The organism is Bradyrhizobium sp. Pa8, assembly GCF_052588265.1.
Window position 1 is genome coordinate 1661126 of sequence record NZ_CP176767.1, and the last position, 14666, is coordinate 1675791.

A 14666-nucleotide genomic window follows, 5' to 3' on the forward strand; every position below is an offset into this window, starting at 1 on the left:
CGCCTCCCTCTCATCGACCCGACAAAAAGCTGAAGAGCCTCGAATTCATGGCAGACCAGAGCTCATCTCCGCAATGCGGCGATGATGTAGGTGATCAAAATAGTTTTGTTATCTTCGCGACAGTTCGCCCGCGGGATTGTCGACGCACGGACGTCAGATTGGCATCCGCGTCGGCAAAACTGTTTTCAAACGATTCTCCCTACAGTTGGTTTGGAGCTTGCATGAAGCAGCGAGGAGCGGAGTAAGTGACATGGTTATGGTCGGGCCGGCAATCGAGGCCTTGATCCGCGAGGCGCTTCCGGAGGCGGATGTGATCGTGACCGATCTGATGGGGGCCGGACAACACTGTGGGGTACGAATCGTCTCGCGGGCTTTTGCGGGTCAGAGCCGCATTCAACAGCACCGGATGATCTATGCCGCGTTGGGAACAAAACTGATCGACACATTCGACGCGCTCGTGCTCCAAACCGCCGTGCCGAAGTGAGCCACTTGTAAGGAAAGAAACAATGAGCGATCTAACCGAACAATGCATTAAGAACGTCCGTTCTGGACGTAACATCAAGCCCCTTTTCGAGGTGGCCGATCACACTGCAGCTCCATGTCAAAGTTAGATTTCGGCGATCGCGACATCGCTCCCCAGAGTTCTTGGGCGGGTGAGTTCGCCACACTTGACCACAAGGCATTGCAGCAACAAAAGCATGAGCAGCAGCATGAACGAATTTGAACTTCCGCAGATCTACCGGCATCACGTTTTTGCCTGCCACACTCAGCGCCCACCCGACCATCCCCACGGGAGCTGCGGGGCGACGGGCGGCGGACCGTTGTGGGAACGGCTCGGCAAAGCGATCGAGGCGAAAGGTTTGAATGATATCGGCTTCACCGCTGCCGGCTGTCTCGGCTTTTGCGGCTCCGGTCCTCTGATGGTCGTCTATCCCGACGGCGTCTGGTATCGTCCGAGTACCCCGGAAGACATTGACGAGATTGTCGAGTCCCATCTGAAGAATGGCCACCGCGTCGACCGCCTCGTCATCGTGCTCACGCGGAGTTAGCGGCACCTTGCTTTCCGCTTGCGGGAGAAGGTGCCATAGGCGGTCTCCCGCCACTGTAAGAGGGCGCCGACGCATCGCATCGGCGATGGCCTGCGCGTCGGTCGGGTCTGTCGACTTCTTTCGAGCATGATCAGGCGCTTAACGCGCGTGCGGCGAGTGGCACGATAGTTGCTGCTTGGATGCTGCAAACTACGGGTTTGGGCTGAGGCCACGCCGGCGCTTATGGCGAGCGATGTTCTCCTCCCCGAATCCCGCGTGCCAGCGCTTCGGTGAGAGAAACAATCACGCCCAAGTCGAGCGCGAAATCATGACAATCGGTTGATGGAGAGCAACATGTCTTCACTGAGACAAATCGCGTTTTACGGCAAGGGCGGTATCGGCAAATCGACGACGTCGCAGAATACGCTCGCAGCCCTCGCCGAGATGGGTCACAAGATCCTGATCGTCGGCTGCGACCCGAAGGCGGACTCGACCCGCCTGATCCTGCACGCCAAGGCGCAGGACACGATTTTGAGTCTGGCAGCGAGCGCCGGCAGCGTCGAGGACCTCGAGCTCGAGGACGTTTTGAAGGTTGGTTACAAGGACATTCGCTGCGTCGAATCCGGGGGTCCTGAGCCGGGCGTCGGGTGCGCCGGCCGGGGCGTCATCACCTCGATCAACTTTCTGGAAGAGAACGGCGCCTACGAGGGCATCGATTACGTGTCCTACGACGTGCTCGGCGATGTTGTCTGCGGTGGCTTTGCGATGCCGATACGTGAAAATAAGGCGCAAGAGATCTACATCGTCATGTCCGGCGAGATGATGGCTATGTATGCCGCCAACAACATCTCCAAGGGCATTTTGAAGTATGCCAATTCCGGCGGCGTGCGGCTCGGCGGCCTGGTCTGCAACGAGCGGCAGACCGACAAGGAGCTGGAGCTGGCAGAAGCGCTCGCCAAGAAGCTAGGCACCCAGCTGATCCACTTCGTGCCTCGTGACAACGTCGTCCAGCACGCCGAGCTACGCCGTATGACGGTGCTGGAATATGCACCGGACTCCAAGCAGGCGGACCACTATCGCAATCTCGCGACCAAAATCCACAACAATGGCGGCAAGGGCATCATCCCGACCCCGATCAGCATGGACGAGCTTGAAGACATGCTGATGGAGCACGGCATCATGAAGCCGATCGATGAAAGCCAGATCGGCAAGACGGCTTCAGAGCTCGCCGCCCTTTCGGCGTAACTATTGTGTCGACCTACAAAAAGAATGTCGGCACCAAAACTGACAGGATCCAGCCGATGAAGTTGTCCATGATTGCAACGCAAGCAGGTCTCATCGCTGCGATGTCAAGTCAGTCCGGCGGAACCCTTTCTGACAGACGGCATGCCGGAATTGAACTCTACCATCTTCTATCCGGCTGCGAGCCAGCGGACGCCGACGTAAGGGATAACGGCAATTTTGATCGGCATGTGCTCGCCTCAGTTCTTTGTGCGGCTGTAATGGATGGGGGGCCGCTTCCCGAGCGTGCGGGCCTGACCGTGGACGAGCTTAATGAACTTCTGGCGAAATACTTCCCGTTCGCGCCCGTGTGGGTCACCATCTCGGTAAAAAGCTCAGGTTCTACCAGCGACGAGGAGATCATGGTGCGCGACCTGCTGCTGGCACAGCGATCGACCAAGGGCGAGATCAGCCGCTGGCTAGCAGCCATGATCGCGCGGCGTGCGATGGAGCCGAACCATTTGTGGGAAGATCTCGGATTGCGCGAGCGGACTGAGTTGTCGCGTCTGTTGGCAAGACATTTCGCGCCGCTGGCTGCGCAAAATTCCAAAAATATGCGCTGGAAGCGCTTCTTCTATCGCAGACTATGCGAGGACGAAGGTTGGGCGATGTGCACGACGCCGGTGTGTACGCAATGCAAAGACTTCAATCACTGCTTCGGTGAGGAGAACGGCGAGAGCCGGATGGCGGAGCGCCGCCGCGACCATTTGCGTGAATTCGAAGGTCATGTCGAAGCCTCAGGCAGTCCGCAAGCGTGAGCTGTATCGACCATGGACGCGTTCTCCGCCAACAGTCCCGTCGGTATCCCCGAAGCTCGGCTGCTCCAACTCTCGCGCGACGGCCTTACCGGAAAATCCGCGAAAGCGTGCATGCGGCGGTTGCGCGACGCGGGCCTGCGTCCGACACGCCAGCGTGTGCTGCTGGCTCAGTTGCTCTTCGCACGGGGCGACCGCCACGTCACTGCCAAGATACTCTTCAATGAGGCGATCGAAGCCAACATCAAACTCTCGATGGCGACCGTATACAACACGCTGAACCAGCTCACGCAAGCTGGCTTGTTGCGCCGGATCGTGCCCGACAGCTCAAGGTCGTTCTTTGACATCGATACCAGCATACACCCGCATTTCTATCTCGTCGGCGAAGACATTTTGACCAACATCCCCGAAAAGTCCCTGCTCGCGCAGATGCCTGAGGCCTTGCCGGGCTACGAAATTTACCAACTCGACTTCATCGTCCACATTCGCCGTATGCCAACGGACATCTAAGGCGCCCGGCCCCCGACATTGTCGCGTTTACGACAAATTCAGCCGCCGCCCACAGGCGCTTTGATTTCATGAGTCATCATCATCCATCGCGTTGGCACAGCTGTTGCTCACGATTCGGCGGAAAAGACGGAATGTGCACATGGTCTTAGGTGGAACGACCCTGTCCGGCAAGTCGCAGGCAGGACAGATAGTCCTGAACGACACCACGCTACGCGACGGGGAGCAGGCTCCGGGCGTAGCCTTTACAACAGCGGAAAAAATATCGATCGCACGTGCGCTAGCAAAGGCTGGAATCACCGAGATTGAGGCCGGTACGCCGGCGATGGGCCACGAAGAAGTCAGCGCGATCCGCGCTATTGTCGAAGCGGGCCTGGCGGCGACAATCATTGGCTGGTGCCGAATGAAACCTGCGGATGTCGATGCTGCAATCGAATCCGGTGTCTCAATGGTCAATGTCTCGATCCCGTCCTCCGATGTGCAGATCGCTGCCAAGCTCGGTAGCGGCCGGGTTGCGGCGCTCGAGCAGGTAAGGCAGGTTGTCGGCTACGCTCGCGACAGGGGGCTCGAGGTCGCGGTCGGAGGCGAAGACTCCTCGCGCGCCGATGTCAACTTCCTGGTCGAGCTGATCAACGCGGCAAAAGACGCCGGCGCTCGGCGCTTTCGTGTTGCCGATACGCTCAGCGTGCTCGATCCCGATGCAGCCTTTGCGCTGGTGGCGGCGCTGCGTGCCACCACCAATATCGAGATCGAATTCCACGGCCATGACGATCTGGGTCTGGCGACCGCTAACACGCTCGCCGCAATCAAGGCCGGCGCAACGCATGCCTCAGTCACCGTGATCGGCCTCGGCGAGCGTGCGGGCAACGCGCCGCTGGAAGAGGTCGCCGTCGCGCTTCATCAGCTCTATGGACGCGATACGGGCGTCGTACTCTCGGAACTCAACAATGTTGCGGCCGTCGTCGCCGCCGCCGCCGTCCGCATCGTTCCGCTCAACAAGGCGATCGTCGGCGAGCATGTCTTTACCCACGAATCCGGCATCCATGTTGATGGCCTCCTGAAGGACCAGCGCAGCTATCAGGCGCTCGATCCGCGGTTGCTTGGTCGCTCTAACCGTCTTGTTGTCGGCAAACATTCAGGGCTCGCCGCTATCACCGCGCTGCTGGCCGAATTGCAGCTTTCCGCGAGCGCCGACGAAAGTAAGGCGATCCTTGCGTGCGTCCGCAAGCATGCTGTCGAGCACAAGGGAGCGGTCGCGCGCGAGACCGTGATGGCGATCTGGCGCGAGGTCCGCGAGCGCTCCCTGCTGAACGGAATGTGAGGGCCGCCATGTCCCGAATAGCAGCCTCATCGGGCAGATCGTTAAGTCGTCGCGCCAGCGTGTCGGCACCGCGATGACGAGCAAGCGGGCCATTACCCAGCATTGCACCACACTAGAAAGGCGGATGGAGGCGACGAATGGCTGACGGTATCCTTTCGAAATTGAGCAAGGCCGCTGCGGCGGAGGAGTTTTTCGACCTGCTCGGCGTTATGTACGAGCCCAAAATCCTCAATGTGGCCCGGCTCCACATCCTGCAGCGCATGGGGCAGTATCTCGCAGGTGAAGACTTGACCGCTGCAAGCGATGCAGTGGTCGCGGAACGGTGTAAGGCCGTTCTGGAACGGGCATACGCGGATTTCGTCGCCTCCTCTCCAATCGATCAACGTGTTTTCAAGGTCCTCAAGGAAGCCACCGCACCACAGGCAAAGAAACCGCCAAACTTCGTGCAACTAGACACGCTGAAGTGACAGCACTTCATCTTATCCCGCCTCTAAACGTTCGCTCCCTCTTCCTGCTCGTTCCACAAGGGCGATGAACCAGTGCCTGTGTTCGATCTCCGACGCGTGTCGCCGCATCCTTGTCGATTCTCGTGCCTCCTTCAGACGAAGGTCAGGTCATGCCACTGTCGTCGTAAGCAATTGTATTAAGACGAAAAGTCGGTCGCGCGCGCGGTTGGTACGACACTTGCTGTGTGCATTCGCAGCAAAGTCTTGGAGAAGCGCATGCACATCGTCGTCTGCATCAAGCAAGTCCCGGTTTCTGCGCAGATTCGAGTACCCCCTGTGAGCAACACCATCATGCGTCAGAGGTGAAGGCCCAACTCCCAAGTCCTGTTTGCACTCCCGGAATGTGGCCTTCGCTGCGAGCCGTCTGCGTCAACGCTACTTTGGGTCGGGGCCACGCAGCAAAGGCAGCTCCAACCGAGGTCCGACGAGGAACCGGCCGCGGTGCCGAGGGCCATCCCTCAAGTACCGAACGAACCTGGAAGTCGATATCGCGACGCTGGCGTATGGCTAGTAAAGTAAGGAAACCAATACCATGAGCTCTACATCCAAAAGTCGTGCTCCGGCCGCTGCCTCCGGGCGCGCTGCGACCAAGAAGGAGTTGCCCGAGCACTTCAAGGCCTACAAGCACGTCTGGGTCTTCGTCGAGCAGGAACGCGGAGTTGTGCACCCGGTATCATGGGAACTCATGGGTGCCGGCCGAAAGCTCGCCGATAAGCTCGAAGTCGAGCTCGCCGCGGTCATCATCGGTCCGGAAAACGAGGCGACGCAGCAGGCGGCTGCCCAATCCTTCTGCTACGGCGCCAATCTTGTGTACATGGTTGCCCACAATCTTTTGGCCGACTATCGCAACGAGTCCTACACCAAGGCCCTGACCGACGTCGTCAACACCTATAAGCCAGAGATCCTGCTATTGGGCGCCACGACGCTCGGCCGCGATCTCGCAGGCTCGGTCGCCACTACGCTGCTTACGGGACTTACTGCGGATTGCACAGAGCTTGATGTCGATGCTGACGGATCGCTCGCTGCGACGCGCCCGACCTTCGGCGGCTCTTTGCTCTGCACGATCTACACGCTGAACTATCGCCCGCAAATGGCAACCGTCCGCCCCCGTGTGATGCCGATGCCAAAGCGCGTCGCGCGCCCTGTCGGCCGCATCATCACCCACCCACTCGGTCTCGTCGAACACGACATCGTCACAAAAGTTCTTTCCTTCCTGCCCGACCGCAACTCAGCAAAATCCAACCTCGCTTATGCCGACGCGGTCGTTGCGGGCGGCCTTGGGCTTGGATCGCCGGAGAACTTCCAGCTGGTACACCAGCTCGCGACCGTGCTTGGGGCCGAATACGGCAGTTCGCGACCGCTCGTACAGAAGGGCTGGGTCACCTCCGATCGCCAGATCGGCCAGACCGGCAAGACGATCCGACCAAAACTCTATATCGCGGCCGGCATTTCGGGTGCGATCCAGCACCGTGTCGGCGTCGAGGGGGCCGATCTTATCGTTGCTATCAACACCGATAAGAACGCGCCGATTTTCGACTTCGCTCATGTAGGCATCGTTACCGATGCCATTCCGCTGTTGCCGCCCCTTATCGCCGCGTTCCGCGCACGGCTGTCGCCGCATGCCCGCGACCGGAAGCAGCTTGAAGGAGTACGATCATGATCGAGGAAAAATTCGATGCCATCGTTGTTGGCGCTGGCATGGCCGGCAATGCCGCGGCGCTCACCATGGCCGAGCATGGCATGAAGGTGCTGCAGCTCGAACGCGGCGAGTATTCGGGCTCAAAGAACGTGCAGGGCGCGATCCTCTATGCCGACATGCTGGAGAAGCTGGTTCCCGATTTCCGTGACGACGCACCGCTTGAGCGACACTTGGTCGAGCAGCGCTTCTGGATGATGGACGACCGGTCGCACACCGGCTTGCACTACCGCTCCGAGGACTTTAACGAGGAGAAGCCGAACCGCTACACCATCATCCGCGCTCAATTCGACAAATGGTTCTCGCAAAAGGTTCGCGAAGCCGGCGCCACGGTATTGTGTGAAACCACCGTCACGGAACTCGCCCGAGACGCCTGTGGCAAAGTCATCGGCGTGCGGACCGATCGCCGCGACGGGGAGATCCATGCTGACGTCGTTGTCTTGGCGGAGGGCGTCAACGGCATGCTCGGTACGCGTGCTGGCCTGCGCGAGCGGCCAAAGCCCGAGAAGGTTGCACTCGCAGTCAAGGAAATGCACTTCCTGCCACGCGAAACCATTGAAGCGCGCTTCAACCTCAAGGGTGACGAGGGCGTAGTGATCGAAGCGGTAGGTACGATTTCTCGTGGCATGACGGGTATGGGCTTTGTCTACGCCAACAAGGAATGTATCTCGCTGGGTATCGGCTGCTTGGTCGCCGACTTCCAGCGCACTGGCGAGACGCCTTACGGCTTGCTCGATCGTTTCAAGCGCCATCCTTCAGTCTCGCCGCTGATAGACGGCTCCGAGGTGAAGGAATATTCCGCCCATCTGATCCCCGAGGGTGGATTCAAGGCGATCCCTCAACTTTACGGCAATGGCTGGGTGGTGGTCGGCGATGCTGCACAGCTTAACAACACGATTCATCGCGAAGGATCGAACCTCGCGATGACCTCGGGCCGGATTGCGGCGGAAACGATCCTTCAGATCAAGTCGCGAAATCAACCGATGATCCCGCAGAACCTGGCGCTATACAAGAAGAAGCTCGATGACTCCTTCGTGGTCAAGGACCTAAGAAAGTACAAGGATATGCCAGCGCTGATGCACACCCGGTCTCAAAACTTTTTCCTGACCTATCCGCAGCTCGTCTCCAAGGCCATGCAGAACCTTCTGCGTGTCGACGGTACGCCTAAGGTCGAAAAGGAGAAGCTCACACTGAAATTGTTCACCAAGGCGCGCTCGCGGAGCGGTCTGTTCGGCGACGCCTTTGGCCTCATGCGCGCATGGCGGTGAACGGAGAAACACGAAGTACCAACGACGGAGAGCGAACTATGTCGATCGAACTATCCATGCGCGTCGAGGACAAGCTATTCTACAACCGCTATCTCGTCGATACCGGCCGCCCTCACATCAAGGTGCGGCCGCACGCCAAGCCATCGCCGCAGCTCTTGTCAATGCTCAAAGCTTGCCCAGCGCGCTGCTATGAGCTCAACGAACAGGGTCAAGTTGAGGCCACCGTCGATGGCTGTGTCGAATGCGGCACTTGCCGGATAATTTGCGAGGAGAGCGGCGACATTGAATGGAGCTATCCCCGAGGCGGCTACGGCGTGCTGTTCAAATTCGGCTAAGTCAAAATGGATGGGTTTTGCGAAGATTTGCCGATCAACAACCTGCAAGCTTCGAGCCGCCACCATGGGTCTGGCGGCGGGCTTTGCTAGAGTGATCGGCTATCGGGCAAATGGCAAGCCCTCCTAAGGAATTTGCGCATGATCGGAGCAGATCTATTTCAACCATCGCAGAGGTCCTTGATGAAGACGGAACCGCTACCCTCCTACGTCCTGAGGGGTGGAGAAAAGGGACGGGCGCGTCTTGCAGTGATCGCCCGTGTGCTGGCGGAACCGACACGCTTGCTGCTTGATCGATCTGAACCGCTTGAGGGCTGCATAGCTGTCGATGCAGGTTGCGGCGGCGGCGATCTAACGTTCGAATTGGCAAAGAGGGTTGGCCGAGCTGGCCGAGTCATTGGTCTTGACCTCGACAAAGATAAGATCGTACTCGCGCGGGCGGAGGCGAGGCGGCGTGGTATCAATAATGTCGAATTTTGCTGCGAAAACGTAGCACTTCAATGGCCGCTGCGCGGGGCGTCGCTGGTGAACGTGCGGTTCGTGCTTACCCATCTCGTCGATCCTGGCGAGGCGCTCAAACACGCGTACGAGGCGCTCCGTCCCGGGGGCATGATCTTGGTGCAGGATATTGATTGTGATGGCGAGTTCTGTGATCCGGCGTCGGCCGCATTTCGGCGCAAAGGCGAACTCTTCGTTGAGGCGGTGCGGCGGCGTGGCGGCGATCCCTTGATCGGCCGCAGGCTTGTCCGTCTCCTCGAAGTCGCAGGCTTCTCTGACGTTCAGTCCTCAATGGTCCAGCCAAACGGGCGCAATGGTGACGTCAAGCGAGTTCCATTGCTGACCTTCGCGGCAATGCACGACGCGCTGATTGAACTAGGTCTCACCAGCATGCAGGAGATCGGCGGCATAACGGCCGAACTCGAAGCGTTCCTCGATCGGCCCGACACGAGCGTCGGACTGCCTCGCATCTTCCATGCCTGGGGACGTAAGCAGTGAAGCTTGGGTCGGCCGCTTCGTATCAATTCATGCGGACTCCACAATCGATCGGCAGAGGGTGTGGGTGGCGCCCCTGGGCCGTCCTTGCCTGCGCCGCCGGCGCGAACAGTGTCACCAGTGAAAACAGCGGTGCAAGATGTCCTCAGCGTTTTCTCACCATCTCATTTCAGCAAACGAAGCAGATCAGGACAAAAGTGTGACCACGACGATCAACGAGGATCTTGCTGCCATGCGCGATCATCGTAATCGCATCCACCGCTATCGCCGTTTACTTGAAGCTCAGCCGACTGGGCTTGAGCGCCAATATCTCGAGCAACGCTTGTCCGAAGATCGCTGCGCTTTCGATGCGTTAATGGCAGATAGCTTTCCTTTAGTTTTCAGAATCCTCGCGTAAGGGTCGCCCGGAGTTCGGGAATCAAAGTTCGCTGCGTCAATCACTGGAGTTGCCGCAAGCCAAGTCGTCGTGAGGTTCGTTGGACTATTCGCTCAATATCGAGCGATCTTACGACACTGAGATCATACCCGAACGTGTGATTTTCGGCCCGTCGCTCGCCAAAAATCAGAGGAACCTCTGCAACATCATCAAACGCTATATGCGAAGTAAGAGTCCTCCTTGTAGTCGAACATATGGGCTTCACGATGCGTGACTTTCACTGAGAAAAAGGATGACGTGTCGTGATCAAGCCGCGGTAGGCCATCGATTCGTTCGGCATGAGCATGAAATGCGACTGCTCACCCTGGTGGTATAGGTTCGGTAACTCGCCACTGACGCAACAATGGCTGATGTAGTCATAACCGCTAACTTGATCGTCCCGAACGGACACACTAATTCTGTGGTAGGCGTGAGTCTCGTAGTCGTACACCCTGATGACAAGTCGTTCGAGACTGTGAGCCAACGCGACCGCAGCCGCGGCGGCCCGAATACGCGGGTTCACGTTGCCTCCTTGCTGTTTGACCGTCGAACTATGGCTACGGCAGCCGACGCCTAGCCCCGAGCCCGTACATCGCCTAGCGATCTGGCGCCTCAAGAAGCAAGCAGTGTGCCGAGCCGCGGCTGGGGTGATTGCCGGAGTTCGGTGTCCGATCGTAAGCGGCGTCACGTTTTGCGACCACCGGCGTTAGTAGCTGAAAAGAAGGTGGAGAACGACGACGCTCGTATATTTCGGATTGTGTCGCTCCTACTCTCTTTTCCAAACGCCAGTTAGCCTCCGGGCCATCCGGCGCAGAAACCTTCGATGCGGCCGCGACAATCCCATATGCGAGCCGCCGGCGGTCAACGCGCGAAGGCAAGGAGATGCTTCTCTCCGAAGAGGGCTTGAATCGGTCGTTACGTCAGGTTGTACGTAGCGGCGAAAATCGATTCCAGAAGAGATAGCCAAAATGACACAGCCCCTGCTTGTTACTGTACTATGTTCCGCATTCAGCTTGATTGGAATGAGCGGAACTGCGCTAGCGGATACCATCGGCCGCTATGACTGCACCACAATGGCGACAGCGCGAGAGCCGGTGGGTGATCGTAATGAGCACGACATCATCAGCTTCCAATATACGTGCCGCGGCGTGGATGGGCTGTTCAAGGATGCTATAGTTACAGCAATATCTGTCGCTGAGCGTGATAATGAGGAGGGAACATATCTGGCATCATTCGGTCTTCATCGCTTGCCCGACGGATTTGCAGCTGAGCAGCTGTTGGAGGGCATCGGCTACATCGTCATAGAAGACGACAAAGCTGTTGGCGTCGAAGCGTACGGTAAGACATCCTTCAAATTCGCATCCGGTACCTTGGAGAGTCTTGCAGAAAGGACCGTCAAGTTCGCGGCTACGCCCACCGGTACTGGTCGGTTCAAGTTGGAGTTTACTGACTAAATTGGTCGTCAACTGAAGCCGTCGTCAACCACTTGCAAATGGTGCTGTAGGAAGCAAGACGATCGCGGATCTTGTTGTCATTAGCTAAGCTCGTCGGGAACGGCAATTGCGCCTCGACTTACAGCGTGAGGCACAGCGCGTTTAGGGTGTGTGGACTAACCTATGAGTCTGGCCTTGACTGCTGCCAGGCTACAGAAGTTTATGCGTCTCTACTGGTGGCGTTGATGCGCTTGCCGACGTCGTTCGACGAGGTTGCTCACTTGCAGCGGGCTAGAAAGCTGTTCTATTCGCACTCCATTCTCCGGATCATATAGGAAGAGGTGATGCGCCGCGCTGATATTGTATGGCAGCTCTGAAGCGTTTAACCAGCATGTCGAATTGCAGCGGGAATTGCGCGCGCCTTGGCTGCCCCAGGCGAGGGCCTTCCCCGGACCGGTCAGGCCCAATTCGACAAAACGACCACGAATTTGAACATAGCCTGCGGCGCTTGTTTCGATCGCTGTGCAGCAATGGTCGATCCCGCGCATCGAACGAGCGGAGATCGAAGCAAAAGAAAGCAACTCGAAAATCCGGTAATGAGCTGACGCTGGGTCGCATTGAGTATCGCAGCCGTGCCATTGCTTGGAGCAGGAGCCTCGTTCAAACGTAGGTGCTGGTGTTTAGCGACTTGCGGAACCGTACGGATCTGTTTGCTGGACATAGCGCGTGTGGCTGTCCGACCGTGAGCATGCTGATGACAAGAATTCACAAAGTTGTCGCCCGACGCGGCATTGGGTCGGAAAGGCCACGCGCGTGTTCGTCTGTATGTCACTGGCCCAAATCCTGCACCGCACAAATGCGAGGTGGTGATCGCTTGCTTTCGGGTACACCCGTTTGCCGGCGCTGATCATGCCGCTTGCGGTGATGTGGACTCGAGAGAACTCATGGTCGATCAATTGGATTTGGCATCATTCAAGCTGCACCCCGAGCGCGACTCTGTGCTCGGCGAAGTGCATGCGCGCCCTTTTACCGGCCTCGTTTCGTCGCTCGGCATGGTCCGCTTCGTGTTTCTTGCGAAGGGCGACGATGCCGCAGGCGATCGCCGCCGGTTTATCGATTTCTGTCGGCAGCACAAGGTGCCGCCGCCTGACCCGACCACGAAACACCATCAGATCGGATTCGGACCGGTGATGCTACGCTGGGAGCAACATTCGGAATTCGCAACTTTCACATGGACCTGGAGCACCACGAACAGTCCAGCCACTCGTCAATTCGGTGATGTCAGTGATGCCGTTCAATCACTAGTCCGCGCACTGTCGCAGACTGGAGAATTGCTCGCCGCGATCAAGTTAGAGGTAGAGCGGGGTGGTTGTCCAACCGAGCGCACCGAGCAGATTTTTGACAAAAGTAGCTTAGCGATGGTCAACGTCAAGGGCGGAGCAGGGGTTGTGGCCTCGGACTTTCGTGCTGACGGCAAGGGTTTCACGAGAATTCTGGTCAACGATCTTGGACTGACGCCGCACGATCTCGGCGCGCTGGTGCAACGTCTCTTGGAAATCGAGACCTACCGCTCGCTGGCGCTGCTTGGTCTGTCGACCGCGCTGGAGCTTGCGCCGTCGGTCGATCGAATCGATCGCCGTCTCGTCGAGGTGCTTGAGGAGATGCAGGGCGCCGAAGGGCTGAAGGTCAACAACCATCTGCTTGAGGAATTGACGGCGTTGGCCGTCTCCTTCGAAAGGGACGTGGCCGGCAGTCTGTTCCGTTTTGGGGCCAGCAGAGCATACAACGAGCTCGTGCAATCGCGGCTGTCAATCGTAGAAGGCGAGGGCGTCCCGGATTATCCGACTTGGTCTTCCTTCCTGGCACGCCGTATGGCGCCTGCGATACGAACCTGCGCAACAATGGAGGAGCGTCAGGCAAATCTATCGGACAAGCTGGCACGTGCCGCCGATTTGTTGCGAACTCGTGTCGACGTTGAGATCGAACAACAGAATCGCGACCTGTTGCGCTCGATCAACGAGCGCACGAGACAGCAGCTTCGGCTGCAGTCGACGGTCGAGGGATTGTCGGTCGGGGCCATCGGATATTATGTGGTCAGCCTGTTTGCCTATCTCGCCAAAGGCGCTCAGGATGTCGGACTGCATGTAGAGCCCTCGTCCGTAACCGCCGCCTTCGTGCCGATTGCCGTCGGCGTGATCTGGGTGGTCAGTTACAATGTTCGGAAACGGCACCTTAAGCAAGACGACGCATCGTCCAGGGCCGGCGAATAAGTGTCGTAGTAGCGACACGTCTACCGCGATGTCCTCGCTGCGCAGGCAAGGTCCGCAAAAGCATATAGTCAATTTCTTGCGATGGCGCCCCTGCATTTCTGTCAATGTCCGAACATCCGCGTGATCGATCTACACTACGCGAATGCCAAACGTTCACAGGCTTATGCGCGTAGTCGCATCTTGAGGTCAGAAAGCTGCCGGCCGCGGAAGATGAGCGTCAGCCGTTCGCCAAAGGGCTGCGCAGACAGAGCAACGTATGTCGTGAACGGAACGGATGTCTGGTCATGTCATGAACACAACGGGCAGACCCACAAGCGCGTAAGCGTTGATCCGCATGGCTGCTCCTAGGGGCCGATATGACTGAACATAGAAGGCGTGACCGACGCGATCCTGGTCGTACTGGCGATCATGGAGGTCTCGTCGTGAGCACTGGTAGTCAGAGCATGCAGATTTCCCGCAATGTGCAAATTAGGGCTCTCGAGCGTGATCCTCTTATGCGCACGCGGTGTTCAGCCCGCTGCTTGCTTTATCAACCGCAACATCACCGGCCCTCACGGTGATGTAGGGTCGGACTCGGCGCGTCCAAGTTCCAGGCGTCGAGGCCGTTCCGCTTCGCATTTGTCCGGCCGTGACTGATACTCGTTCAGACAATCGGTTGATTTACGCGGAGACGCGGCTGCATCTTGGTCTCCCATGCGAGTATGTGCCGTTTTATCCATTTCAGACGCGCCACTTGTCGACCTTGACATCCGTGATGCCAACGCCATTCAGTCGCGATCTCAAACATCGTTCGCTCGTTCGCCCCCTTCAGGGGGGCACCGCATAGTAAGAGTTTTCGGAATGGGTCGCTTTCCGCCCCCA

15 protein-coding genes and 1 pseudogene are annotated in these 14666 nt (G+C 58.2%); 15 read left to right on the forward strand and 1 reads right to left on the reverse strand.

Annotated elements, in window-relative coordinates:
* The first annotated feature begins 256 nt into the window (after positions 1–256).
* The 14 genes and pseudogenes from ACKWRH_RS07575 (at position 257) to ACKWRH_RS07640 (ending at position 11556) form a co-directional block, all read left to right on the forward strand.
* Positions 257–484: a BolA/IbaG family iron-sulfur metabolism protein gene (locus ACKWRH_RS07575; protein ID WP_445219979.1), complete on the forward strand. Its 228-nt coding sequence runs from the start codon at positions 257–259 to the stop codon at positions 482–484.
* A gap of 226 nt (positions 485–710) precedes the next feature.
* Positions 711–1049, forward strand: coding sequence for a (2Fe-2S) ferredoxin domain-containing protein (locus ACKWRH_RS07580; RefSeq protein ID WP_445219980.1), 339 nt, complete (start codon positions 711–713; stop codon positions 1047–1049).
* A 333-nt stretch (positions 1050–1382) separates the two neighbouring features.
* Positions 1383–2273 carry a nitrogenase iron protein gene (gene nifH, locus ACKWRH_RS07585; RefSeq protein WP_445219981.1) on the forward strand — a complete coding sequence of 297 codons (891 nt, stop codon included), beginning with the start codon at positions 1383–1385 and terminating at the stop codon, positions 2271–2273.
* Positions 2274–2374: 101 nt separating this feature from the next.
* The gene (locus ACKWRH_RS07590) at positions 2375–3067 is read left to right on the forward strand and encodes a nitrogen fixation protein NifQ (RefSeq protein WP_445222343.1); all 693 of its coding nucleotides are present in this window, start codon (positions 2375–2377) and stop codon (positions 3065–3067) included.
* A 12-nt stretch (positions 3068–3079) separates the two neighbouring features.
* Positions 3080–3574: an iron response transcriptional regulator IrrA gene (irrA, locus tag ACKWRH_RS07595; RefSeq protein ID WP_445219982.1), complete on the forward strand. Its 495-nt coding sequence runs from the start codon at positions 3080–3082 to the stop codon at positions 3572–3574.
* Positions 3575–3713: 139 nt separating this feature from the next.
* Positions 3714–4892 carry a homocitrate synthase gene (nifV, locus tag ACKWRH_RS07600; RefSeq protein ID WP_445222344.1) on the forward strand — a complete coding sequence of 393 codons (1179 nt, stop codon included), beginning with the start codon at positions 3714–3716 and terminating at the stop codon, positions 4890–4892.
* Positions 4893–5029: 137 nt separating this feature from the next.
* Positions 5030–5359 carry a nitrogenase stabilizing/protective protein NifW gene (nifW, locus tag ACKWRH_RS07605; protein WP_445219983.1) on the forward strand — a complete coding sequence of 110 codons (330 nt, stop codon included), beginning with the start codon at positions 5030–5032 and terminating at the stop codon, positions 5357–5359.
* A gap of 255 nt (positions 5360–5614) precedes the next feature.
* A pseudogene (locus ACKWRH_RS07610) lies at positions 5615–5698 on the forward strand (nitrogen fixation protein FixA); the annotation flags it as partial.
* Positions 5699–5930: 232 nt separating this feature from the next.
* Positions 5931–7058 (forward strand): electron transfer flavoprotein subunit alpha/FixB family protein, encoded by a 1128-nt coding sequence (locus ACKWRH_RS07615; RefSeq protein ID WP_445219984.1) that lies wholly within the window; start codon positions 5931–5933, stop codon positions 7056–7058.
* Positions 7055–8362 carry an FAD-dependent monooxygenase gene (locus ACKWRH_RS07620; RefSeq protein ID WP_445219985.1) on the forward strand — a complete coding sequence of 436 codons (1308 nt, stop codon included), beginning with the start codon at positions 7055–7057 and terminating at the stop codon, positions 8360–8362. The genes ACKWRH_RS07615 and ACKWRH_RS07620 overlap by 4 nt, the downstream gene beginning before the upstream one ends.
* 38 nt (positions 8363–8400) lie before the next feature.
* Positions 8401–8697 (forward strand): ferredoxin family protein, encoded by a 297-nt coding sequence (locus ACKWRH_RS07625; RefSeq protein WP_445219986.1) that lies wholly within the window; start codon positions 8401–8403, stop codon positions 8695–8697.
* Positions 8698–8877: 180 nt separating this feature from the next.
* A complete protein-coding gene (locus ACKWRH_RS07630; RefSeq protein WP_445219987.1) occupies positions 8878–9690 on the forward strand; it encodes a class I SAM-dependent methyltransferase in 813 nt (270 codons plus the stop codon).
* A gap of 196 nt (positions 9691–9886) precedes the next feature.
* Positions 9887–10084 (forward strand): hypothetical protein, encoded by a 198-nt coding sequence (locus tag ACKWRH_RS07635; RefSeq protein WP_445219988.1) that lies wholly within the window; start codon positions 9887–9889, stop codon positions 10082–10084.
* A 986-nt stretch (positions 10085–11070) separates the two neighbouring features.
* A complete protein-coding gene (locus ACKWRH_RS07640) occupies positions 11071–11556 on the forward strand; it encodes a hypothetical protein (RefSeq protein ID WP_445219989.1) in 486 nt (161 codons plus the stop codon).
* Between the two features lie 209 nt (positions 11557–11765).
* Here the strand turns inward: ACKWRH_RS07640 and ACKWRH_RS07645 are convergent, their stop codons facing one another.
* Positions 11766–12116, reverse strand: coding sequence for a hypothetical protein (locus ACKWRH_RS07645; protein ID WP_445219990.1), 351 nt, complete (start codon positions 12114–12116; stop codon positions 11766–11768).
* Between the two features lie 363 nt (positions 12117–12479).
* Between ACKWRH_RS07645 and ACKWRH_RS07650 the strand changes: the two genes are divergently transcribed.
* Entirely contained in the window at positions 12480–13805 is a 1326-nt protein-coding gene (locus tag ACKWRH_RS07650) for a DUF3422 family protein (RefSeq protein ID WP_445219991.1), read from the forward strand.
* The last annotated feature ends 861 nt before the right edge of the window (positions 13806–14666 follow it).